General features: G+C 64.3%; 18 protein-coding genes. 11 read left to right on the forward strand and 7 right to left on the reverse strand.

The genetic code is table 11. The features are described from left to right. The first annotated feature begins 166 nt into the window (after positions 1-166). The 6 genes from N5D48_RS03040 to N5D48_RS03065 all read left to right on the forward strand — a co-directional run bounded on the left by N5D48_RS03040 (position 167) and on the right by N5D48_RS03065 (position 6,075). Positions 167-1,747, forward strand: coding sequence for an ATP-binding cassette domain-containing protein (locus N5D48_RS03040; protein WP_279880888.1), 1,581 nt, complete (start codon positions 167-169; stop codon positions 1,745-1,747). 137 nt (positions 1,748-1,884) lie between these two features. After that, entirely contained in the window at positions 1,885-2,367 is a 483-nt protein-coding gene (locus N5D48_RS03045) for a hypothetical protein (RefSeq protein WP_279880890.1), read from the forward strand. Next, positions 2,364-2,600 carry a hypothetical protein gene (locus tag N5D48_RS03050; protein WP_279880892.1) on the forward strand — a complete coding sequence of 79 codons (237 nt, stop codon included), beginning with the start codon at positions 2,364-2,366 and terminating at the stop codon, positions 2,598-2,600. Before N5D48_RS03045 ends, N5D48_RS03050 begins: the two co-directional genes overlap by 4 nt. Positions 2,601-2,735: 135 nt before the next feature. Then, positions 2,736-3,755: a branched-chain amino acid aminotransferase gene (locus N5D48_RS03055; RefSeq protein ID WP_279880895.1), complete on the forward strand. Its 1,020-nt coding sequence runs from the start codon at positions 2,736-2,738 to the stop codon at positions 3,753-3,755. 273 nt (positions 3,756-4,028) lie between these two features. Continuing rightward, positions 4,029-4,709, forward strand: a complete 681-nt coding sequence (locus tag N5D48_RS03060; RefSeq protein ID WP_050706019.1) for a response regulator transcription factor — start codon at positions 4,029-4,031, stop codon at positions 4,707-4,709. Further along, positions 4,687-6,075 (forward strand): HAMP domain-containing sensor histidine kinase, encoded by a 1,389-nt coding sequence (locus N5D48_RS03065; protein ID WP_279880899.1) that lies wholly within the window; start codon positions 4,687-4,689, stop codon positions 6,073-6,075. The genes N5D48_RS03060 and N5D48_RS03065 overlap by 23 nt, the downstream gene beginning before the upstream one ends. A gap of 120 nt (positions 6,076-6,195) precedes the next feature. Here N5D48_RS03065 and cysS read toward each other — a convergent pair whose 3' ends face one another. Both cysS and N5D48_RS03075 read right to left on the reverse strand, forming a co-directional pair. Then, entirely contained in the window at positions 6,196-7,578 is a 1,383-nt protein-coding gene (gene cysS / locus N5D48_RS03070) for a cysteine--tRNA ligase (protein WP_279880901.1), read from the reverse strand. A 9-nt stretch (positions 7,579-7,587) separates the two neighbouring features. Next, positions 7,588-9,291, reverse strand: coding sequence for a glutamine--tRNA ligase/YqeY domain fusion protein (locus tag N5D48_RS03075; protein WP_279880903.1), 1,704 nt, complete (start codon positions 9,289-9,291; stop codon positions 7,588-7,590). Between the two features lie 259 nt (positions 9,292-9,550). On the opposite strand from N5D48_RS03075, the gene N5D48_RS03080 reads away from it, so the two are divergent. After that, positions 9,551-10,051, forward strand: coding sequence for a peptidylprolyl isomerase (locus tag N5D48_RS03080; RefSeq protein ID WP_279880906.1), 501 nt, complete (start codon positions 9,551-9,553; stop codon positions 10,049-10,051). Further along, complete coding sequence (locus tag N5D48_RS03085; protein ID WP_279880909.1) at positions 10,048-10,770, forward strand: UDP-2,3-diacylglucosamine diphosphatase; 723 nt, start codon at positions 10,048-10,050, stop codon at positions 10,768-10,770. The genes N5D48_RS03080 and N5D48_RS03085 overlap by 4 nt, the downstream gene beginning before the upstream one ends. A 45-nt stretch (positions 10,771-10,815) precedes the next feature. On the opposite strand, the gene N5D48_RS03090 is transcribed toward N5D48_RS03085, so the two are convergent. Further along, on the reverse strand, positions 10,816-13,131 hold the full coding sequence (locus N5D48_RS03090; RefSeq protein WP_279880912.1) for an acylase: 2,316 nt from the start codon (positions 13,129-13,131) through the stop codon (positions 10,816-10,818). A 199-nt stretch (positions 13,132-13,330) separates the two neighbouring features. Here N5D48_RS03090 and N5D48_RS03095 point away from each other — a divergent pair, with 199 nt between their 5' ends. Beyond that, positions 13,331-13,693: a fe2+ zn2+ uptake regulation protein gene (locus tag N5D48_RS03095; protein ID WP_279880914.1), complete on the forward strand. Its 363-nt coding sequence runs from the start codon at positions 13,331-13,333 to the stop codon at positions 13,691-13,693. Positions 13,694-13,729: 36 nt separating this feature from the next. On the opposite strand, the gene N5D48_RS03100 is transcribed toward N5D48_RS03095, so the two are convergent. Then, the gene (locus N5D48_RS03100; RefSeq protein WP_279880915.1) at positions 13,730-13,918 is read right to left on the reverse strand and encodes a hypothetical protein; all 189 of its coding nucleotides are present in this window, start codon (positions 13,916-13,918) and stop codon (positions 13,730-13,732) included. 451 nt (positions 13,919-14,369) lie between these two features. On the opposite strand from N5D48_RS03100, the gene N5D48_RS03105 reads away from it, so the two are divergent. Continuing rightward, positions 14,370-14,750 carry a Mor transcription activator family protein gene (locus tag N5D48_RS03105; protein WP_279880916.1) on the forward strand — a complete coding sequence of 127 codons (381 nt, stop codon included), beginning with the start codon at positions 14,370-14,372 and terminating at the stop codon, positions 14,748-14,750. A gap of 102 nt (positions 14,751-14,852) precedes the next feature. On the opposite strand, the gene N5D48_RS03110 is transcribed toward N5D48_RS03105, so the two are convergent. From N5D48_RS03110 to N5D48_RS03120, 3 genes are read right to left on the reverse strand one after another with little or no spacing between them, the layout of a single operon-like run. Next, positions 14,853-18,524, reverse strand: coding sequence for a translocation/assembly module TamB (locus N5D48_RS03110; protein WP_279880917.1), 3,672 nt, complete (start codon positions 18,522-18,524; stop codon positions 14,853-14,855). Next, entirely contained in the window at positions 18,524-20,266 is a 1,743-nt protein-coding gene (locus N5D48_RS03115; RefSeq protein ID WP_279880918.1) for an autotransporter assembly complex protein TamA, read from the reverse strand. The genes N5D48_RS03110 and N5D48_RS03115 overlap by 1 nt, the downstream gene beginning before the upstream one ends. A 53-nt stretch (positions 20,267-20,319) precedes the next feature. Beyond that, the gene (locus tag N5D48_RS03120; protein ID WP_279880920.1) at positions 20,320-20,970 is read right to left on the reverse strand and encodes a GNAT family N-acetyltransferase; all 651 of its coding nucleotides are present in this window, start codon (positions 20,968-20,970) and stop codon (positions 20,320-20,322) included. Between the two features lie 161 nt (positions 20,971-21,131). Between N5D48_RS03120 and xthA the strand changes: the two genes are divergently transcribed. Continuing rightward, on the forward strand, positions 21,132-21,944 hold the full coding sequence (xthA, locus tag N5D48_RS03125) for an exodeoxyribonuclease III (protein WP_279880922.1): 813 nt from the start codon (positions 21,132-21,134) through the stop codon (positions 21,942-21,944). Positions 21,945-21,951: the final 7 nt, after the last annotated feature.

Genomic DNA, 21,951 nt, shown 5'->3' on the forward strand with positions numbered 1-21,951 from the left:
GCATAGGCGAAAACGTTGCCTTCCAACGCGTTGCTGGACTAGTCTTGCACCCACTCCACACCATGAGGTATTCGTCCAATGCGCCATTGATGCCGCCGTCAGCCTGACGGCCAGTCTTCAGACTCCGGCTCACGCCGGGGATGTAGCGGCATGAGTGGAGTTGTGCATGACGAACTCGTCGATCCTGACGCTGGACAGCGTTACCCTGGTCCTCCCCGATGGCAGGCCGCTTTTCACCGACCTCAACGAATCCTTCGACCTGCGCCACACCGGCCTGGTCGGACGCAACGGCGTGGGCAAGAGCTTGCTCGGGCAACTGCTGGCCGGCCTGCGCGAGCCCAGCCAGGGCTGCTGCCTGCGCCATGGTCGAGTGCATCATCTCGACCAGCAGGTGCTCGCCAACAGCGCCACTCTCGCTGACCTGGCCCAGATCGGTGGCACCCTGCGCGCCCTCGAACGGATCGAGCGTGGCAGCATCGACCCGGCAGACTTCGATGCGGTTGGTGAACGCTGGGACATCCGTTCGCGATTGCAGGCCCAGTTGCAACGCCATGGCCTGGGTCATTTCGACCCGCACTGCCCGGCCGATCGCCTGAGCGGCGGCCAGGCCATGCGCGTCGCCCTGCTCGGCGCCTGGCTGAGCGAGGCCGACTACCTGATCCTCGACGAGCCAAGCAACCATCTGGACAGCAGTGCCAGGGCCATGCTGCTGGACATGCTCCAGGGCTGGGACAAGGGCTTGCTGGTGATCAGTCACGACCGGGCACTGCTCGGGCACATGGCACGCATCGTCGAACTGTCGCCCCTTGGCTTGCGCGCCTATGGCGGCGATTTCGCCTTCTACCGGCAGCAGAGCACCGCGCAGGCCGAACTGGCCGCGCAGGAATTGCTGCGCCTCAAGCAGCAGCGTCAACGCCAGGCCCAGGCATTGCAACGTCAGCGCGAGAACCTCGAGCGTCACCAGGCCAGCGCCCGGCGCCAGGCCAGGCAGGCGAACCAGGCGCAGATTCTGCTCGACCGCCAGCAACAGCGCAGCCAGGCCACCGCCGGACGCCAGCGCCGCGAGCAGCAAGACGCCAAGGTGGCGCTGGACGAACAGGTGCGACAGGCAGCGCGCCAGGTCGGGCGCGAGGTACCGATCATGCTGCACGCCCCCATGCCGCAACGATATGCAGGGCGCGAGGTGCTCGCCCTGGAGGGCTTGTGCCTGCCACGGGGCACGACGGATGCGCTGGACCTGCGCCTGTGCCTGGGCCAGCGGCTGGGAGTGGTGGGCGACAACGGCAGCGGCAAGTCCACCCTGCTGCGGGTGCTAGCCGGTGAACTGGCGCCGCGCGCGGGCAGCCTGCGGCTGACCGGCGAAGTGGCCCTGCTCGACCAGCACGGCAGCCGCCTGCAACCGCGACAGAGCGCCCTGGAACACCTGCGCGCCGCCAATCCTCGCCTGCAGCGCGACGAACTGCATCGTCGGCTGGCGCAGTTGGGCATCGATGCGGCACGCATCGCACTACCCGGTGCCCTGCTCAGTGGTGGCGAGCGGCTCAAGGTCGCGTTGGCTGCCGTGCTGTACCGGGAACAGCCATTGGACCTGCTGCTGCTCGACGAGCCGAACAACCACCTCGATCTGCCGTCGCTCGAAGCGCTGGAGCAGTTGTTGCACCAGTTCACGGGGGCGCTGCTGGTGGTCTCGCATGACCACGTTTTTCTGGAAAGCCTGATCCTGAAGGACTATCTGCGTTTAGGCTGAGTACAGCAAAGGCATGTCTGACTAACATCCGACAACCTTCAGAATCCTCCTACTCATCATTCAGAGGTCGGGATCTTTAGCAACATCCCCCTGCACGGCAATGTTCCTAGCCAAGGTAAATTCCAAGGAAGGTGGATGTGCAGTTCGATAACGTCAGCCAGATCATTACCACACATGGACTAGTATTCGACCTCTATGCACTGACAGTGCACCCCGCAGACCGACCGCACCTGTGCAAGCTGTACTTTCCATCGGCTCGTCAGGCCAGCTACCAGATCAGCGATGCCGCGATCCGGATCTACGATCGAATGCAAGCAGGCGACCGACCATGTGCGCTGCGAATCATGGTGTCCCGACCTCTCTCCAGAGCACAAGGCGATGCACTGAACGAGCAACGAGAAAACGTCGGAACACTGATCGCTACAGCGGTAGCCCTCCCTGTGGGCTTTGCCGCAACAATCACAGGTGCTGTTCTAGGTATGGGCATCGCGCCCCTGGTAACAAGCCGAATACCCACCTATCACGCGGGTGACCGAGTGGTGGCCCTGGAGGCCACGGTAAAAGGCGGTATTGGCCCCCAACGCTCATCACAGGCGTTCACTATCAAGGGACAGCCATGAATGAGCTGGCTGCGATCTGCGCCCTCACCCTCCTTGCCTTCGTCGTCGATCGCCTCCTGCGTCACCCGAGCCTGCGCATGTGGACTGGCATTGCCCTGCTCTGCGCCGGACTGTTGAGTTTCTGGCAGTTGCCTCACGGTGACTTTCTGGGCGTTCAATCCTCGATGTGGATCGTTTTCATGAACTGCCTGGGTACTGGCTTGTTCGCCCAGCGCAACCGTTATCGAACTTGAGGGGCCACTGAGCCCGACCGCTCGCCCGGCGGATTGTGTGACTGGCCGTTTCCGATCCGCCCTGGATGTATTAAGGTGGCGGGGTGCGCATACAAAAGCAGCCCGCCGTGTTCGGGCCAGAGCAATGAGGGTGTCATGAGTAACGAAAGCATTAACTGGGACAAGCTGGGTTTCGACTACATCAAGACCGACAAACGCTACCTGTCCGTATGGCGTAACGGCGAGTGGGACAAGGGCACCCTGACCGAAGACAACGTGCTGCACATCAGTGAAGGCTCCACCGCCCTGCACTATGGCCAGCAGTGCTTCGAAGGCCTGAAGGCCTATCGCTGCAAGGACGGTTCGATCAACCTGTTCCGCCCCGACCAGAACGCCGCCCGCATGCAGCGCAGCTGCGACCGCCTGCTGATGCCACGCGTATCGACCGAACAGTTCATCGAAGCCTGCAAGCAGGTGGTCAAGGCCAACGAGAAGTTCGTTCCACCGCACGGCAAGGGTGCGCTGTACCTGCGTCCGTTCGTGATCGGCACCGGTGACAACATCGGCGTGCGCACCGCCCCCGAGTTCATCTTCTCGGTCTTCGCCATCCCGGTCGGCTCCTACTTCAAAGGCGGCATGACCCCGCACAAATTCCTGATCTCCGACTACGACCGCGCCGCCCCGCAAGGCACTGGCGCAGCCAAGGTCGGCGGCAACTACGCTGCCAGCCTGCAACCTGGCTACGAGGCCAAGAAAGCCGGCTTCGCCGACTGCATCTACCTCGATCCGCTGACCCACAAGAAGATCGAGGAAGTCGGCTCGGCCAACTTCTTCGGCATCACCGCCAACAACGAATTCGTCACGCCAAAGTCGATCTCGGTATTGCCGGGCATCACCCGCCTGTCGCTGATGGAACTGGCCGCATCGCGCCTGGGCCTGAAAGTGATCGAAGGCGACGTGGAAATCGACAAGCTCGACCGTTTCGTCGAAGCCGGCGCCTGCGGCACCGCCGCTGTGATCACGCCGATCGGCGGTATCCAGTACAACGGCAAGCTGCACGTGTTCCACAGCGAAACCGAAGTCGGCCCGGTCACCCAGAAGCTCTACGCCGAATTGACCGGCATCCAGAGCGGTGACGTCGAAGCCCCGGCGGGTTGGATCGTCAAGGTCGCCTGAGGCCTCAACAGAGCATGCCAGCGATGGCATTGTGGGAGCGGGCTTGCCCCGCGATGGCGCCCAGCCGCTATGGCTGGGTTGCCTGAGAGAATGCCATCGCGGGGCAAGCCCGCTCCCACGACACCTTATCCCGCCAAGCCCCTCGCTAGCCCCTATCAAGCCCGCGCGTGCAGACCATGCCGGGTTCCCCTGCCGCCAGATGAATTTTTCTTAAATCGCCGCTTGTCTATTCTTTGGCACAATCAAGTCTCCACTCGCCGCCCAGGAACCAGCATGCCTCGCGTACTGACCATCGAAGACGACGCCGTCACCGCCCAGGAAATCGTCGCCGAACTGTCCAGCCACGGTCTGGAAGTCGACTGGGCCGACAATGGCCGTGAAGGCCTGGCCAAAGCCATCGCCGGCGGCTATGACCTGATCACCCTCGACCGCATGCTACCCGAGGTCGATGGCCTGACCATCGTCACCACCCTGCGCAACCTGAAGATCACCACGCCAATCCTGATGATCAGCGCCCTGTCGGACGTCGACGAGCGCGTGCGCGGCCTGCGCGCCGGCGGCGACGACTACCTGACCAAGCCGTTCGCCTCCGACGAGATGGCCGCCCGGGTCGAGGTGCTGCTGCGCCGCAACAGCGTGCCGATGACCCAGACCCGCCTGCAGGTCGCCGACCTCGAGCTGGACCTGATCAGCCACGAGGCGCGCCGCGGCGAACAGGCGCTGAACCTGCTGCCCACCGAGTACAAGCTGCTTGAGTACCTGATGCGTCACTCTGGCCAGGTGATCACCCGGATGATGATCTTCGAGGAAGTCTGGGGCTACCACTTCGACCCGGGCACCAACCTGATCGACGTGCACATCGGCCGTCTGCGCAAGAAGATCGACTCGCCCGGGCAGAACCCGCTGATCCGTACCGTGCGGGGCTCCGGCTATGCCATTGCCGAACCCGTCTAAGGGCTGGAGCTCCTCCACCAGCCGCCTGCTGGCGCTGTACAGTTTCCTGTTCGTGGCCTGGAGCAGCATCCTCATGGGGGTGCTGTACTTCGAGGTCACCAGCTACCTGAACAAGCTCACCCGTCATTCCATGCTGCAACGCCAGCACCTGTTCGCCCATATGAGCGGCAAGCAGCTGGACGACGCACTGATCGCAAGCCAGGCCTTCGAGGAGCGCAGCTTCGACGCCTACGGCCTGTTCGACCCCCAGCTCAACCCCCTCGGCGGGCGAATCCGCGCGATCCCGCCAGAGCTGGGCCTGGACGGCAAAGTGCATGAACTCAAGCGCTGCCTGGACGCCGACGATCCACACCTGCCCCGCGACAGCTGCGATGCCGTGGCGATCAAGGTCCAGGACGGTCGCTGGCTGGTGCTGGTGCGCGACAACGGCTCACTGTTCGTGGTTACCCGGATCATTCTCGACGCGCTGCTCTGGGGCATCTCCCTGACCCTGATTCCGGGCTTCGCTGGCTGGTACCTGCTGCGTCGCCGGCCACTCAAGCGCATCCGGGCGATCCAGGCCCAGGCTGAGCTGATCGTCGCCGGGAACCTCACCCACCGCCTGCCAGTGTCGGTGCGTCGCGATGAGCTGGACATGCTGGCGGCCATCGTCAACGCGATGCTCGACCGCATCGAACGGCTGATGCATGAGGTCAAGGGTGTCTGCGACAACATCGCTCATGACCTGCGCACCCCATTGACCCGCCTGCGCGCCCAGCTCTACCGCATTCGCCAGCAAAGCGGCGCCGACTCAGCTGAAGGCGAGGCACTGGATCAGGCGATCGGCGAAACCGACACGCTGATGGCGCGCTTCCGTGGCCTGCTGCGCATCAGCGAGCTGGAAGACCGCCAACGCCGGGCCGGCTTCGTCCAGCTCGACCCACAAGGCTTGCTGGTGGAGCTGCACGACTTCTACCTGCCACTGGCCGAGGATGGCGGCATCCGTCTGCAGCTGGAGCAGCCCGCGCAACTGGCGGCCCTGCATGGCGATCGGGAATTGCTGTTCGAAGCCCTGGCCAACCTGGTAGGCAATGCGATCAAGTTCACCCCGCAAGGCGGCCAGGTGCGCATGGTCGCCAGCGAAGACGATCAAGGCGTGCATATCGCAGTCGAGGACAGCGGGCCGGGGATTCCGGCGGATGAGCGCGAGACGGTGTTGAAACGCTTCTACCGCAGCGAGGAAGGCCATCGCCACCCGGGGTTCGGGCTGGGGCTGTCGATCGTCGCGGCGATCGTCGACCTGCATGGCTTTGGGCTTGAGGTGGGGGCCAGCGAGTTGGGTGGGGCGAGGTTGGTGCTGCATTGCCCATTGACTGGGGTTCAATAAAGAGCGGGGCCGCTTTGCGACCCTTTCGCGACACAAGGCCGCTCCTACAGGGGACCACGCAACCCTGTAGGAGCGGCCTTGTGTCGCGAAAGGGCTGCGCAGCAGCCCCAGTGGCGCCGATCAGTCAGCCAGGCGCCAGGTAGTGGTGCCCTTGCTGTCTTCCAGTACCACGCCCATGGCGGTCAGCTGGTCGCGGATGCGGTCGGACTCGGCCCAGTTCTTGTCGGTGCGCGCCTGCAGACGCGCCTGGATCAGCGCCTCCACTTCGGCGGCATCGACCTTGCCCTCGGCACCGGCGCGCAGGAAGTCATCGGCTTCGAGCTGCAGCACACCCAGCACATCCCCCAGCTCGCGCAGGCGACCCGCCAGGCCGGCGGCGGCCTCGGGGTCGCTGTCGCGCAGGCGGTTGATCTCGCGCACCAGGTCGAACAGCACGGCGCAGGCTTCGGGGGTGCCGAAGTCGTCGTTCATCGCCACGGTGAAACGCTCGACGAACGCCTCGCCACCCTTGGCCGCGACCCGCGGCAGGCCGCGCAACGCGTGGTAGAACCGCTCCAGGGCGCCCTTGGCATCGCGCAGGCTGTCTTCGGAGTAGTTGATGGCGCTGCGGTAGTGGCTGGCCACCAACAGGTAGCGCACCACTTCCGGGTGGTACTTGTCGAGCACGTCGCGGATGGTGAAGAAGTTGTTCAACGACTTGGACATCTTCTCGCCATTGATGCGAATCATGCCGCAGTGCATCCAGGCATTGGCGTACGGCTTGCCGGTGGCCGCCTCGCTCTGGGCGATCTCGTTCTCGTGGTGCGGGAACTCCAGATCACTGCCACCGCCGTGGATGTCGAAGCTTTCGCCCAGGCAGCAGGTGGACATCACCGAGCATTCGATGTGCCAGCCCGGACGACCCGGCCCCCACGGCGATTCCCAGCTCGGCTCGCCGGGCTTGACGCCCTTCCACAGGACGAAGTCCAGCGGGTCCTGCTTGGCCTCGTCGACCTCGATGCGGGCGCCGATACGCAGGTCTTCGATCTTCTTGCGCGACAGCTTGCCGTAGCCGACGAACTTGCCGACCCGGTAGTACACGTCGCCGTTGCCCGGCGCGTAAGCATAGCCCTTGTCGATCAGGGTCTGGATCATCGCGTGCATGCCGGGAATGTGGTCGGTGGCTCGCGGCTCCAGGTCCGGCGGCAGGATGCTCAGGCGGCGCTCGTCCTCGTGCATCGCGTCGATCATGCGCGCGGTCAGCGCGTCGAACGACTCGCCGTTCTCATTGGCCCGGTTGATGATCTTGTCGTCGATGTCGGTGATGTTGCGCACGTAGGTCAGCTCATAGCCGCTCTTGCGCAGCCAGCGGGTGACCAGGTCGAAGGCCACCATGCTGCGGCCGTGGCCCAGGTGGCAGTAGTCGTACACGGTCATGCCGCACACGTACATGCGCACCTTGTTGCCGTCCAGCGGTTTGAAAACTTCCTTGGTCTTGCTCAGCGTGTTGTAAATGGTAAGCACGACGGTTCCTCAGCTGCCCCACGAATCGCGCAGGGTCACGGTCCGGTTGAATACCGGGCGACCCGGCTGGGAGTCTTTCAGGTCGGCGCAGAAGTAGCCTTCACGCTCGAACTGGAAGCGGTCTTCTGGCTGGGCCTGGCCCAGGGAAGGTTCCGCGCGACAACCGCTGAGCACCTGCAGCGAATCGGGGTTGATGTTGTCGAGGAAGCTGCCGCCGTCTTCGGTCTTTTCCGGGTTGGCGGAGCGGAACAGACGATCATACAGGCGCACGTCGCACTCGATGCTGCCCTCGGCCGGCACCCAGTGGATCACGCCCTTGACCTTGCGACCTTCAGGGTTCTTGCCCAGGGTGTCCGGGTCGTACGAGCAGCGCAGTTCGACGATGTTGCCGCCTTCGTCCTTGATCGCCTCGTCGGCACGGATCACGTAGCTGCCGCGCAGGCGCACTTCACCGGCCGGCTCCAGGCGTTTGTAGCCCTTGGGCGGCTCCTCCATGAAGTCGTCGCGATCGATGTACAGCTCGCGAGCGAACGGCAGCAAGCGCACGCCCATGTCTTCCTTCGGGTGGCGCGGCAGTTCGAGCTGCTCGACCTGGCCCTCGGGATAGTTGGTGATGACTACCTTCAGCGGGCGCAGCACGCACATGGCGCGTGGCGCGGTGCGGTCGAGGTCGTCACGGATGCTGAACTCGAGCATCGACATGTCGACCACGCCGTCGGAACGGTTGGTGCCGATCATCTCGCAGAAGTTGCGGATCGACGCGGGCGTGTAACCACGACGGCGGTAGCCGGACAGGGTCGACATGCGCGGATCGTCCCAGGCCTCGACGTGGCCTTCGTCCACCAGTTGCTTGAGCTTGCGCTTGGAAGTGATGGTGTAGTTCAGGTTCAGACGGCTGAACTCGTACTGGCGCGGGTGCGCCGGCACCGGCAGCTTGTCGAGGAACCATTCGTACAGCGGGCGGTGGCTCTCGAACTCCAGGGTGCAGATCGAGTGGGTGATGCCCTCGATGGCGTCCGACTGGCCGTGGGTGAAGTCATAGTTGGGGTAGATGCACCACTTGTCGCCGGTCTGGTGATGATGGGCATGGCGAATGCGGTACATGATCGGATCGCGCAGGTTCATGTTCGGCGAAGCCATGTCGATCTTGGCCCGCAGCACACGCTCGCCGTCCTTGAACTCGCCGGCCTTCATGCGCGCGAACAGGTCGAGGTTCTCTTCGACGCTGCGCTCGCGGAACGGGCTGTTCTTGCCAGCCTCGGTCAGGCTGCCGCGGTATTCCTTGGCCTGCTCGGGAGTCAGGTCGCAGACATAGGCATTGCCCGACTTGATCAGGTCCACGGCCCAATCGTGCAACTGCTCGAAGTAGTCCGAGGCATAGCGCACCTCCCCTGCCCACTCGAAGCCCAGCCACTTGACGTCACGCTGGATGGAGTCGATGTACTCCTGGTCTTCCTTGGCCGGATTGGTGTCGTCGAAGCGCAGATGGCAGACACCGCCGAACTCCTTGGCCAGGCCGAAGTTGACGCAGATCGACTTGGCGTGGCCGATGTGCAGGTAGCCGTTTGGCTCCGGCGGGAAGCGGGTGACGATGCTCTGGTGCTTGCCCGAGTCCAGGTCGGCCTGGACGATCGGCCGCAGGAAGTTCGCAGGGACGGCGGGGGCGCCTTTGGCAGCGGCGTTGGGCGCGTTGTCGGCAGTGGGCTTGCTCATAGTGTCCTTGAATGCAGGTAGCCGGCCCGGGTAGGCCGATTGAATCAAAGCGCCTATCATAGCCGAAGCAGTCAAGCTGCTGACAGCCGAAGTGCCCACAAAAGTGCCGTCAAAGTGGCACGTTTTGTCGGCGCGAGGCGGCGCGATCCGGCACAATGGCGAGCAAGTGGCTTGTGTCGCGGTTGTCCGATCCTGCGTCAGGTAAGCCGAGCGCCCTGCGCACCCTATTCCCGAATGCCTTGAAAGAGCGAATTTCAGCATGTCCAAAGTCAAACTGAGCACCAACCACGGCGACATCGTCCTGCAGCTGGACGCCGAAAAAGCCCCGCTGACCACCGAGAACTTCGTTCAGTACGTCAAAGATGGCCACTACGACGGCACCGTGTTCCACCGCGTGATCAAGGGTTTCATGATCCAGGGCGGCGGCTTCGAGCCGGGCATGAGCCAGAAGAAAACCCGCGCCAGCATCCAGAACGAAGCCGACAACGGCCTGAAGAACACCAAGTACACCATCGCCATGGCTCGCACCATGGAGCCGCACTCGGCCTCCGCGCAGTTCTTCATCAACGCTACCGACAACGATTTCCTCAACCACAGCGGCAAGAACGTGCAGGGCTGGGGCTACGCGGTATTCGGTGAAGTGACCGAAGGCAAGGAAATCGTCGACGCCATCGAGAAAGTCGCCACCGGTTCCAAGGCCGGCCATCAGGACGTACCGAAAGACGACGTGATCATCGAGAAAGCCGAGATCATTGAGTGATCCTGCTGATCTCCGATCTGCACTTGCAAGAAGAACGCCCGGACATTACCCGGGCGTTTCTTGATCTGCTCGACGGGCGCGCTCGGCACGCCAAGGCCCTGTACATCCTCGGCGACTTCTTCGAGGCCTGGATCGGCGACGACGCCATGACCGCATTTCAGCAGTCGATCTGCCAGGCCTTGCGCCGGCTGGCCGACAGCGGCACGGCGATCTACCTGATGCACGGCAACCGCGACTTCCTCATCGGCCAGGCATTCTGCCAGGCCGCTGGCTGCACCCTGCTCGACGACCCCTGCGTGGTCGAGCTGGGCGGCGAGCCGGTATTGCTGATGCACGGTGACACCCTGTGCACCCGCGATATCGGCTATATGAAACTGCGCCGCTACCTGCGCAACCCGCTGAGCCTGTGGATCCTGCGGCACTTGCCGCTGTCGACACGGCAGAAGCTGGCGCGCAAGCTGCGCAGCGAGAGCAAATCGCAAACGCGCATGAAGAACACCGAGATCGTCGACGTCACCCCGGACGAAGTGCCGAAGGTGATGGCCGCGCACGGCGTGCGTACCCTGGTGCATGGCCATACCCATCGCCCGGCGATCCACAAGCTGGTGGTCGACGGCCAGCCGGCACGACGTATCGTGCTGGGCGACTGGGATCGACGTGGCTGGGCGCTGCAGGTGGATGAACAGGGCTTCCAGCTGGCCCCGTTCGATTTCGCCTGAACGATCCCGCCCCTACGGTTGCCGTGGGAGCGGGGTTGCCCTGCCCTATTTCCGAGCGCTTGCCACCTGTGCCTTGTCCCGCTCGCTGATCACATACTGCCGATACTGCGGATCAGCCTTGATCTGCGCCTCGGTAAACGGAATCGGCGCCAGTCGCTTGGCCGCGAACGCGCGCGTCTGATCCCCGGCATGGACCGATGCGGCCTCGCTCGACAGCGAAAATGCCAGCAGCCCCTGGGCCTCGGGCCCGTGCTCGGTGAAGCTGACCACCTGCAGATAGCTCGAGCCGCTGACCACCAGACGCTTGCCCGGTCCGACGGGTATGCTCAGCATCGCATTGTAGACTCCCAGCGCCTGCGGGCCGCCCGGTACGGGCGTGCCGTCGGCGGCCTGCTGAATCTGCCCCCAGCGCTGCTCAGCGCTCACCCCGGATTGCTGGACCGCCTCCGCCGACGCCAACGCGGCGTCGCGCAACAGCTTGCCGACAACCGCCTGCTCCACCGCCAGGCCACGGGGCGTATGCAGCGGATCGGCGGCATCGAATGGCACACGCCAGCTTTCGGGGTGCTGCAGCAGGACTTCAGCGATGTTTTCGAAGTGAACCAGGCCGATACCACTGTCCAGATCAGCCTTGCCATTCCACGCCGCCAGGCTGTCGCACACGCCCTTCACATCCGCCGCCGCGGTCTTGCACCACTGCAGCAGGTCGGGCAGTACCAGCGTCGCCAGGTACACTTCATCGCCGAACACCATCTGCTGCAACTCGGTGACGCCAAGCTTGCCGTTACCCTGCAAGCGCTGCAGGGCGAAGCGGCTGCGCATGCCCAGTGGCTGGTCGGCACGACTGACCAGCGGCGAGAAACCGGTCAATGGCTGCGCCGGGTTGGCCATCCACGCCGAATCGTTGGCGTGCTGGACGTAATCGCGACGCTCGAGATGCGGCAGCAGGTGCGCCGGGAAAATCCCAGGCTGCGCCGCCTGTGCATCGACCTTCCATTGGCAGGCACTGCGTGAGCCATCGAGCACGATCAGCGGGCCTGCCCCCTGCGGATTGCTGCACTGGTCGAGCAAGGCCTGGTCGACATAGGGCACCACCGACTGGTTCAGGTACAGCGCCTGGCCGGCGCTGTCCACGGCCAGGGTATTGACCCACGGGATACCCTGAAGCTGTTCTACAGAGCCCTTCAGCGCATCGAGGCTGTCGGCGCGATTGATCCGGTACCACTGCTGCAGCACCCGCGTGTTCTCGAGGTTGGCGTCACGCAGGCTGTAGGCTGCGTGCCTGTCCCAGTCCAGTTGCCCGGGCAGCTGCACCACGGGCCCGAACTTGGAAACATAGATCGTTCGCTCCACTTGGCTCAGCGTGCCGTTATCACCCTTGACCGCCACGCTGAGAGTCTGCCGATCAAGTGGCAGTGACTGACCATCGAGCAGATAGCGGGTCGAGTCCTTGGGGTCGAGTTGCAACCGGTACAGCGTGAAATGCTTCGAGGTATCGACGGTGTGGGTCCAGGCCAGGTGCTGGTTGAAGCCGATGTTGATCACTGGCAGCCCCGGCAACGCAGCCCCCATCACATCCAGCTGGCCCGGAATGGTCAGTTGCATCTGGTAGAACCGCAGCCCGCCGACCCAGGGAAAGTGAGGGTTGGCCAGCAACAGACCACGGCCATTGGCCGAACGCTCCGCGCCCACGGCGACCGCGTTGCTGCCACGCTCGGCGGAAAAGCGCGCCTGACGCGCCAACGCCACGCTGTAGTCGACCACTGGCCGTCTCGCCGCCAGCTCGGGCGGCGTCGCTGCCACCACCGCCTCGGCGAACTGGCCGGCGCCACCCTCGGCCAGCAAGCGGCGGGTCAGCTTGACCAGGTCGCGACTGGTGATCGGGCGCACCCAGTCGCCCGTCCCGCACTCTGCCGGCAACCCCTGAGCCCTGCGCTCGCCCAACGCACGGTTATAGCCACTGGCATAACCCTCCAGCAGGTCACGCACCGCCACCGGCTGGGCCTGCAGGAAATCGTCGACGGGTGCCGGGCGGTTGAGCCAGGCAAAGAACAGATCGCTGGACAGGTTGTCACGCTGCTCTACGGTCTTGCCCTCGCCGCCGAAGTAACGGGAGCGCTCGCCATTGACCGTCAGCACCTCCCCGGCCAGCAGGCAGAGGTTGTCCTGGGCATAGGCGTAGCCGATACCGTAGCCCAGGCCGCGCTCATCCTTGGCCAGGATATGCGGCACACCGAAGCTGGTGCGACGAATCTGCGCGGCGGCATCGCCCGCCACCTCCCGCGCCTGGGCGGCCAGGCTCGAGACAACCAGGGCAGCGGCAAGGCCAACGCGAAACAGGGGACGCGAAAGATGGGTCACAGGCACTCCTCGTGCAAATCGGGTCATCCCGAAAGGACGAGTGGCCGGATGAAAATTTTACGCCTCGGAGCCGGCTGTAACGTTTTCAACAGAACGTGTCAGATTTTTTTCAGCGCGGACTGCAGTTTTACCGATCTCATTCGTCTTATGTAGTGAGGCACCCATGATTTCGGGACAGTCCACGAAAAGGAGCATTCACATGTACAACCCGCAACATGCCCTGCCGGCCGGGCCAAGTGCCGGCCAGAACCAAGGCGGACCGGTGGAACGCCTGGGCAACGAACAGATCCGCGAGCTGTTGCGCACTTACGGGCTACGCACCAGCCTGATCCGCCTGAAGGTCATCGACGCGTTGCATACCGCCGACCGCAATGGCCGCAGCATCGGCGTGCGCGGCGTGCACGCGCAACTCGAACAGCTGGACATCCCGCTGTCGTTCCTGAGCGTGCGCGAAGTACTCAAGCGCTTGTGCAGCGAAGGCGTCATCAGCCTCGGCCAGGACAAGTGCTACAGCCTCAACCCTCAAGCCCGCGCCGTGCTCGAACAACCTGCCGCACGCTGAGCGTATGGCCGGCATGGATACGCCGGCCCGCCGCAGTCAAGGCTTGACCTTGCGCCGCAGGATCCCGTTGATCACCACCACGACCACCGCGATGGCAATCGCGATGTACTGGAACGTCTGCTCGCTGATCGTCCCCTGCTTCTGCAGATAACTTAAGCCGAGCATGACCCCCAGCACTACCAGGATGATCAGGATCGAGTATTTCAGGCGCTGCACATGTGTCATCGGAGATTCCTTGCGACATCGGGGACATGAGGCTCCGACGGAGCCAGCGACATGATACCTCGCTCCCTTTTCCTACGCTGAAATTCTCAACAGAGTACGGCGCTTAACGCCACCTTCGCTACCTGCTCCACACCCTTGCTGCTAACCGGAGAGTTCCGGGCGGTACTTCGCCGTTCCTGCACAGGGTTACCACCCCAAAATGCCATCATGGAAAACCTTCTCTAGATGGTTTGGGGCTTGCAGCTCAAGGGTGAAGGAATTTCCTACGCAGAATTGGGTAGCTGCCCGCGACCGACAAGGTGCAAAGGCTACAAACCCCGGTCCGATTCGCGCCTAGCGACCTGCTTTGATGCTGTTCGAGAATCCAGCCAAGCCACCTCGCTGGTGGCACGCGACGCCCGGCTTCACGGGCCAGGCGTCAGGCACCCGACATTGTCAAAGGAAGTTCCGTATGGACATGCCAGACCTGAGCAACATCGAAACCACCCAACTGCCCCACTCGCTGCAATCGCTGATCGAATGCATCGGCCTTGAAAACGCCTATCGACTGACCTGCGCCTTCGGCGGCCGCCCAAAATACATTCCCAAGCACCGTGATCGCACCAAACTCGCCGATGTGCTGCCACCAGAGGCGCTCGACGCGTTGATCCAGCGCTACGCCGGCCTGGCCCTCGAGATCCCCAAGCCCGACCACTTTCAGCGCCAGTTGCGCAATCAGCAAATTCAGAAAGAGAGCGCCAACGGCCTGTCCCGCAGCCTGCTTGCGGACAAGTACGGGCTGAGCCTGCGTCAGATCGGCAATATCCGCCGCCAGGACTGCCACGCGCGCTGAAAGGACGCGCCACACACCGGCGAGACAGGTCAGGCAAAAGGTAGTTGGATCGGGAGCATCCGCAACCGGCCTGCACAGGCCGGTGCGGATCAAGGCAAACGCTTAGAAGTCGCGTTTGTAGAAGATGTCCAGCGAACTGGCCAGGCCGCTGGCGGCCTCGAGATAGACTTTCTTGCTCAGTTTGTAGCGCAAGGCGATGGTGTTGGCCGGTTCGAATACCCCAACGCCATAGCGCAAGCTCAAGCGCTCGGTCAGGTTGCCGCTGGCCACCACGCTGGTGGTGTTCCCCGAGCCTTGGGTATCGAGTTGGAAGTCATCGATGCCCAGGTTCGACGCCAGACTTCCAGTCAGGCCTGAACTGCCCATCAACCCGAGTCCCAGGGCAGCCTCTGCCAATATGTTGCTGTCTTCTCCCGAACCACCCAGCGGCCTGCCCAGCACCAGATACGAGAGCGCTTGTTCCTGGCTCATCGCCGGCTCGGAGAACACCTTGGTGGTCGGCTGCTCGGCGCTACCGCTCAGACGAATGCCCGCGATCACATCATCAACCTGGCGAATCGCCTCGATATCCAGGTACGGCTGATCGATCGGCCCGGCGAACAGCAGCCGCGCGCGACGAATGGTCAGGCGCTGGCCATAGGCCCGGTAACGCCCGTCGGCCAGGTTCAGTTCGCCTCGGGTATCTAGGTTGTCGCCGATATGGACATGCCCCAGCAGGTTGGCGGTCAGGCCGAAGCCGCTGAACGACAGCTTGTCGCTGCCGACATCGACATCGATGTCCATGGCCACTGCCATGGGCGCCTTGCCCTCCTCGGTCTGGTGGCCGACGATCACCGTGTCGTCCGAGACCTTCACCGTCGAGGGCGGCAGCTCGCGAACCGTGATCTTGCCTTTGGGGACGCGCACCTTGCCGGTGACCGCCAGCTTGTCGTCGACCAGGCGAAGGGTCAGGTCAGGCGCCACCTCCAGAGCCGCATAGGGTTCCACGCTGACCGGCAACCGCTGGCCTTGCAGGCGCACGTCCAGCCCCAGGGCCTGCCCCCAGGTCAATTGCCCCGAGAGCTGCCCTCGTCCGGCGTCACCGCTGCGCCAATCCCCGTTGAGCTGGACATGCTCGCCGGCGATCAGGGCCTGCAGCGACAGGTCTTCCAGGCTGACCGGCAGCTCGGCACCGCTGACTTGCCCCCCGCTCAAGGCCACACTGCCATTGACCTGCGGAGCCAGCAGGCTGCCGGACAGGCGACCACTGCCGTTGAGCTGCCCCGCCAGGCGCTCGACCATCGGCAGGAATGGCCTGATGATCGAAAGGTCCAGACCCGCCAGGCGGAAATCGCCGGACAATGGCTTGTTTTGGCCCAGGGGATCGAGACGGGTGCTCAGATCGAGCTCGCCCAAGCGCTCGCCACGGAAGTTCAGCCGCGTATCGACCCGTCTTGGCGCCAGGGTGCTGTCCAGGCGCAGCACCTGATAGGGAAAGTCGATCCAGCGCCCCTTGTCACGCACGCGCAAGGTCCCGCCGCTGGCGTCGACAAGGATATTGCCCTTGGGCCCGGAAGCTGGAATGTCGAGGTTGATGTCGGCATTGAGCCGCCCCTGCCAGGCGAAGTCCTTGGGCAGCCACTGCGCCAGGCTGTCCAGCGGAAATTGCTTGAGGTGGTAGCGCAGGCGAGGCTCTGGCGCCAGGCGCTGGTCGTCGCCACACAGGCTCGCCTGGCCGGAACGCCAGCAGTGCGCGGCAAAGTCCAGTTGACCATTGGCCAGGCGTTGCAGCCGCGCGGGCGCTTGCAACTGCCAGTCCTGGCCGCCGGCCTGGATACGCCCGCTGGCCAGGCGCCCGCGCCAGTCACCTTTGCTCAAGGCGCCGTCCAGGGCCAGGTCCAGTTTGAGCTGAGGGCCATCGAGGGCCAGTGTCGCCGCCTGCTGGCGGATATCGCCCTTGCCCTGCAGTTCGAGGTTGCCCAGCGCCGTGTCGCCCAGGCGAATGCCGCCCGCCTTGAGCAGCAGTTGCCCACGCTGGGCACTGTCCAGCCGCGCCTCCAGATCCAGGCGCTGTATCCGGTTCTCGGCCTGGGCAAGTTGCTGGCCCTGCAGGGTCAGGGTGCCTTGTGGCGCCGCCAGGGTGCCTGCGAGGTCAAGCCGGCCCTTGACCAGGCCCTGCAGCCGCGGCCACAGCTGACCCAGGCGCGGCAGGTCGAGGTCGATCCGCCCGGCCAGGCGCTGCTGCAGGCTGGCACTGCCATTGATACGGTTGGCCCCCAGTTGCACCGCGAGGCTGCCCAAGGTCCAGTTTTCACCTGCACCATCAGCGTCGACCTGGAGCATCGCCGGCTGCCCGCGCAGGCGCCCTTTCAGATCGAGCTTGGCCTTGAGCTTGAGCATCTCGTTCTTCAGCTCGCCCTGGCTGCGCAGCGATCCAGCGAGTGTGCCCGGCAGCTCCGCCAGCCAATAGGCCGGGTCGAGCGCCGACAGTTGCAGGTCGACATCCCAGGCCAGGGTGTCGGCAAAGCGCAGCGCGACACTGCCAGCCGCCTTGCCTTGCCCCGCAGTCAAGGCAAGCTGTGGCAAGCGTGCCTGGCTCAGGTCGCCCTCGAACGGGCTGGCCAGGGTGAAGGCCCCCGCCGGGCCGTCCAGATCGCCCTTGAAATCGCCTTTGTAGCTGCCGTCGCGGTACTGCACCTGAGCATTGAAACGCTTGAGCGTCACCTGGGGCGCCTGCTCCAGGGGGTAGAGGCGCAGCCAGGGGAAATCCAGCCAATCGACACTGGCGTCGGCGCTCAAGCCCTGCTGCCAGTTCGCACTGGCTTGCAGCTTCACCCGCTGACTGTCACTGGCATTGAGGTCCAGCGCCGCAAGCTGAGCCCCCTTGGCGTCGACCTTGCCGACCAGCGCCAGGCCGATCGGCCCCTGCTCGGCGGGCAGCGTGGCGCCACCGGTGAGCTGGTAGCCCTCGAGCAAGTCACCCTGGGCATCGAGACGCAGCTGATTGAATTGCAATGTGTCAGGCAGGCTGGCGGCCGGCTTGAATGCGTCGGCGCGAATGCTCAACCGGGCTGGCAGGTGCTCGGCCAATGCCTGCAGCTCGCCATTGAGCCGCGCCTCCAGATAACCACTGCTTGTGGCATCGAGCACAAGGGTCTTCTGCAGTTCGCCCTTGGCGTTCAGAGCCAGTTGCCAGGCCTTGCCTTCGACCTCTGGCAGTTGCAACGTGCCTTGCAGCGTCACGGGCCAGTCGCCCTCAGGCTGCAGATCGCCGGCCAGGTCAAGGCGCAGGTCATCACGCTGCAGTTTCAGGGAGTCCACGCGCAGGCCTGTCGACGTCCAGTGTGCCGCGAGTTGAAGATCTCCCAGCAGGTCGCTGCCATCCAGGCGCAGCTGCCCGACCTTGAGCTCACCCAGCTCGATGGCCAGAGGCAGGCGCAAGCCCGGCAGCCGCAGCGGACCGCTGTCGGGCTGGGGCTCGCCGGGCGCAAACGCCATGTCGATGCGTTCGGCCTGCAGCCGCTCGATGCACAAGGTGGCACGCAACAGGCAGGCTGGCGACCAGGCCAGCTGTGGCGACTGCAGCTCGACCCGGTTGCCACCGTCGACCCAACGCAGCTGATCGGCTTGCCAGCGGCCGCCCAGCCGACCGTTGAAATCGCTGATCTCCAGCCCCGGCACGCGCTCCAGCAACCATCGGCTGCCGGCCTGGGTGCCCAGCACCAGTCCCAGCGCCAGGACGAACAACGCCAGCAGGCCAAGCACCGCGAGCAGGACGATTCTGAACCTACGCATCACAGCTCGGGCCCCATGGAAAAGTGCAGACGAAAACCACCGTCGTCATCGAGCGCGCGGGCCAGGTCCAGGCGCAGCGGCCCGACCGGAGAAACCCAGCGCACGCCGATACCGACGCCGGTCTTGAGGCTGGGCAACTCCAGCGAGTTGAACGAGTTGCCCTGGTCGATGAAGGTGGCCAGGCGCCACTTCTCGGCGATCGAGTACTGATACTCGGCGCTGCCGGCCACCAGGTAGCGACCGCCGATACGGTCGCCCTGGCTGTTCTTCGGCGACAGCGACTGGTAGTCGTAGCCTCGCACGCTCTGGTCGCCACCGGCGAAGAAGCGCAACGACGGCGGGACGTTCTGCTGGTAACCGTTGGTGGCGCTGCCGCCGAACTGCACGCGCCCGAGCAGGCGATGGTTCTGCCCCAGCGTGGTCAGCCCCTTGAGCAGCACGTTGCCATGCACCAGGTTGGTGTCCGAGCCCAGGCCCTCCTTGGCCGCCTGCAGGTCGAACTGCAGGCGATAGCCGTTGTGCGGGTCGATGCGGTTGTCACTGCGCAGGTAGGAGAAGCTGACACCCGGCATCAGCAGGTTGCTCAGGCCCGAGTCGTCGCCCAGGCGATACTCTTCACGCTGGTACTTGAGCGAAATCACCCGCTGCCAACCGCTGGGCAGCTTGCTGTGCCACTCGGGCCCGACGGTGAGCAGCTTGCTCACGGTATCCGTGCCGGAGATGTCTTCGTTCTGGTAGCCGCCGGCGAAGCGCAGCTTGTCGGTCAGCGGCGGGTCCAGCGGAATGTCGTACCACAGGCCAACGTTCTGGCGTGGCGCCGACAGCTCGGTTTCCCAACCGTAGCTGTGGCCTTGCGGGTTGACCCAGTGGCGAGTCCAGTTGGCTTTGCCGCGCGGCCCGACGTCGGTCGAGAAGCCCAGCCCCAGGCCCATGGTGCGCGGCTTGCGGGTATCGAGGTGGACGTCCACCGGAATGTCCTGGCCTACCGCGGCGGTAGGCGCCGCGTCCACGCGCACGCCTTCGAAATAGCCGCTGGACTGCAGGTCGTTGTTGAGTTCGGCGATCAGTTCCGAATCGTAGGGGGTGCCAGGCTTGAACGAGACCATGCGCTGCAGCAGATCGTCATCCAGCGGAGTATCGCCGCCGAAGGTGACCGCGCCCAGCCGGTAGCGCGGCCCACTCTGATAGATGAGTTCGATATCGGCCACACCGGCCTGGGGGTCGACCCCCAGGCGCTGGCGCTCGAAGCGCCCGCTGAAAAAGCCATAGCGCGAAGCCTGGTTCTGGATCAGCCGCTTGGCGTCCTCGTAGCTGCCATGATTGAGCTGCTCGCCGGGGCGCAGTGTCTTGCTGTCGGGAATGCGGAACGTCTTGAGCTCGCTGGCCGGCCCGTCGATACGCACGGTGACGTTGCGCAAGTGCACCGGCTCGCCAGGCTCGACCCGGATGATCAGTTGCGGGGGCTTGTCTTTCTCGCTCGGCGGTTTGACTTCGGTGTCGATCCGCGCCTGATAGTAGCCCAGAGCCTGGGCCGCCTTGCGTGCCTGCTCCTCGGCGCCGCGACTGAAGCGCAGCAGCGCCTCTTCGTCACGGTCCCCCAGACTGCCGATATAGCCTTCTATATTGGACTTGAGCGCCTTGTTGGCGGGTTTGACCCGCACCAGCAATTCGCTCTGCGCCCATGCCATGGAGCTGGCGGCCAATAGAAACAGGCCCCAGCCAAGTCTTCCTGAATACGTCATGCCGCGCATGCTACCAGAGCGCAAGGGTCAACGGAGCCGCTGGTAAATGCCTGTCACAGGATTGACGCCCTGGACGATACAGGGGCGGGATGAAAGAACACTCGCTCCCGGATCGGTCCTACTGCAATTTCGCCGATCTCCTGATACCCCTGCCGCTCATAGAATGCCAGGTAGTGCGCATTGCCCGTATCGAGCACCACGCCCTCGGTGGCCGGATCATCGGCGCACCAGTCATGCACCGCTTGCAGCAGTTGCTCGCCATGATGGCGCCCTTGGAACTGCGGGTGCACCCCCAGCAACGGCAGGACATGCACCGGTTCGGGCGGCAGGCAACCGGCCAACGCAGCCTGGTAGTCCAGATAGCGGCGAGTACAGCGCAGGCCGGCCCCCAGCATCATGCGCAGGCGCCAGGCCCAGCTGTCGGTCACGCCCAGGCGCCGCTGCGGTGGCACGATCAAGGCGAGCCCGACCAGGCGATCCTCCAGCAGCAGGCCGATAGCCGGCAGTTGCAGGTAGAAATGCTGACGCACCCATTCGCGCACCATCACCCGTAGGCGCCGCTCGTAGCCCGGGCGCTGGGCCTCGAACAACCAGGCGAAGGTGGGTTCGTGACGGTAGGCGTGATAAAGCAGCGATCGCGCTTCACGGGCGTAGCCTTCATCAAGCACGCAGATTCTGGCCTGGGCGGCAGTGGCATCGGGCATCGCGGCGGACCTCCTGGAAAATGCTGACAGTGCCTTGGAGGCGCCCCACTGCGCTTCGTTCACCTCCTCCAGCACGTTAGCAGCGCCCGCTGCATGGCGCCACGCTGGCCGTGAGTGACGATGTCGGCTAGCATCCGCAGTTTTACCAGGATCGTCTTTCCATGAAGATCGTCTCGTTCAACATCAACGGCCTGCGCGCCCGCCCCCATCAACTGGCGGCCTTGATCGACAAGCACCAGCCGGACGTGATCGGCCTGCAGGAAACCAAGGTCAGCGACGACCAGTTTCCGCTGGCCGACGTCGAGGCGCTCGGCTACCACGTGCACTATCACGGCCAGAAAGGCCACTACGGCGTCGCCCTGCTGTCGCGCCAGAAACCCCTGTCGCTGGTCAAAGGTTTTGCCAGTGATGAGGAGGACGCCCAGCGCCGCTTCATCTGGGGCACCTTCGCCGACCACGACGGCACGCCGATCACCGTGATGAACGGTTACTTCCCCCAGGGCGAAAGCCGCGACCACCCCACCAAATTCCCGGCCAAGCAGCGCTTCTACGGCGATCTGCAGGCACTGCTCGAAGATCAGTTCCAGAATGCCCAGCCAGTCCTGGTGATGGGCGACATGAACATCTCGCCCCAGGACTGCGATATCGGCATCGGCGCGGACAACGCCAAGCGCTGGCTCAAGACCGGCAAGTGCAGCTTTCTGCCCGAGGAACGTGAGTGGATGGAACGACTCAAAGGCTGGGGACTGGTCGACAGCTTCCGTCACCTGCACCCGGACGTGGCAGACCGATTCAGCTGGTTCGACTACCGCAGCCGCGGCTTCGAGGACGAACCCAAGCGTGGCCTGCGTATCGACCTGATCATGGCTTCGCAGGGATTGCTGCCGCGGTTGAAGGCGGCGGGGGTCGATTATGAGTTGCGCGGCATGGAAAAACCGTCGGATCACGCACCGATCTGGCTCGAACTGAGCTGAGCCGGAG

The sequence above is a fragment of the Pseudomonas sp. GD03858 genome (assembly GCF_029840925.1).
In the GTDB taxonomy this organism is placed as follows: Bacteria; Pseudomonadota; Gammaproteobacteria; order Pseudomonadales; family Pseudomonadaceae; genus Aquipseudomonas.